Source organism: Priestia sp. TGN 0903 (genome assembly GCF_050846855.1).
Lineage (GTDB): Bacteria > Bacillota > Bacilli > Bacillales > Bacillaceae_H > Priestia > Priestia zanthoxyli.
Genome location: NZ_JBOZGL010000033.1, coordinates 1 through 1121, shown reverse-complemented (window position 1 = coordinate 1121; position 1121 = coordinate 1). Strand labels below are relative to the sequence as shown.

The following is a 1121-nucleotide window of genomic DNA, read 5'->3' as shown; positions in this document are numbered from 1 at the left end:
GGCAGCTCCAACTCGCCGGTACGGTGGTTGAGGAACGGGCCGGACGCCATTTTCTGCGCCAGCCGTCCACACTCGATCTGCGACTGGTAGGCGTGCCACTGCTGGCGATGCCCTGAGCGGTAGATCCAGCCCTGCTCGCGCATCGTCTCGAACAAGCGGTTGCGGCCGGTGCTGATCGCGGGGTCGCGTGAGAGCACCTTTGCGGCCTCGTCCACGGCGTAGTCGCCGGCGCAGGCGACCATGGTGGACCATGCGCGGGCGGCGGGTGCGAGTTCACGGGCACGCTGCTCGGCCAGTTCGCGGGCGTCCTCGGCCTCCACGACCATCAGCGCCAGTTCGCGCTTGGTGATCGACTCGACCCGGTAGCCGCCCGTCCTGCGGATGGAGGGCAAGACCTCGCTGGTGATCCAGCGGCGGAAGGTCGCGGCCTCCGGCTTGTCTGAGCGGATGACCACCTCGTACATGCCGGGCTCGCTGACGATGGTCATCTGCTGCGCGCCGCCAAGGGTGTCAATCTGAGTGACACCCCTCATATCGTCGGCGATGCGGCTGGCGGTCATGCTGACGTTGCCGAGTCTGAGGACTTTGCACAGGTCGGTAAGGACGAACCACGGCTCGCCGTCGATGGTGACGACGCGGACAGTGGCATCGCCGTAGGCGAAGGGGACGAGCGTGGCGCTCATGCTGCCACCGTCCGGCGAATCGCTGGGTAGGTGATGGCCTCGAGCGGGACGCCGAGGGCGTCTGCGAGCGCGCGTGCGGTCTGGGGTCCGGGCTGCTTCCGTCCGGCCTCGATGTTGGACAGGAATGCGCCCGACACTCCGACGTCCTTGGCGAGGCGAACCTGCTTCATCCCTACCGCGTTGCGGAGAGCGGCGACCGCCGCCCCGTTCACGAGTCTGGTTGCTTCCATAAGAAGAGAGCAGGAAAGAACAGGAAAGAAGTCAAGCAGGAAAAGGAATCACGTGCGAAACTGGCGCTGGCTAGGCGACACGCCGCGTAATTACAAGGATGTGTTTCCCTGCTGAGCGGCTACTCTTTCCTCATGACCCCGAATCTTTCCCGATTTTTCCTGTCACCGTGGTGGACATGATCACCGGCCAGCAGCTCCGAGAGGCGCG

The 1121-nt window shown here is 65.1% G+C and carries 2 protein-coding genes; both read right to left on the bottom strand.

What is annotated here, in order from left to right:
* Positions 1-683: phage antirepressor (locus tag ACRPLY_RS26755; protein ID WP_432232221.1), on the bottom strand; the 683-nt coding region annotated here is incomplete at its 3' end.
* Positions 680-913, bottom strand: a complete 234-nt coding sequence (locus ACRPLY_RS26750; RefSeq protein ID WP_366150681.1) for a helix-turn-helix transcriptional regulator — start codon at positions 911-913, stop codon at positions 680-682. The genes ACRPLY_RS26755 and ACRPLY_RS26750, both read right to left, overlap by 4 nt.
* Positions 914-1121: the final 208 nt, after the last annotated feature.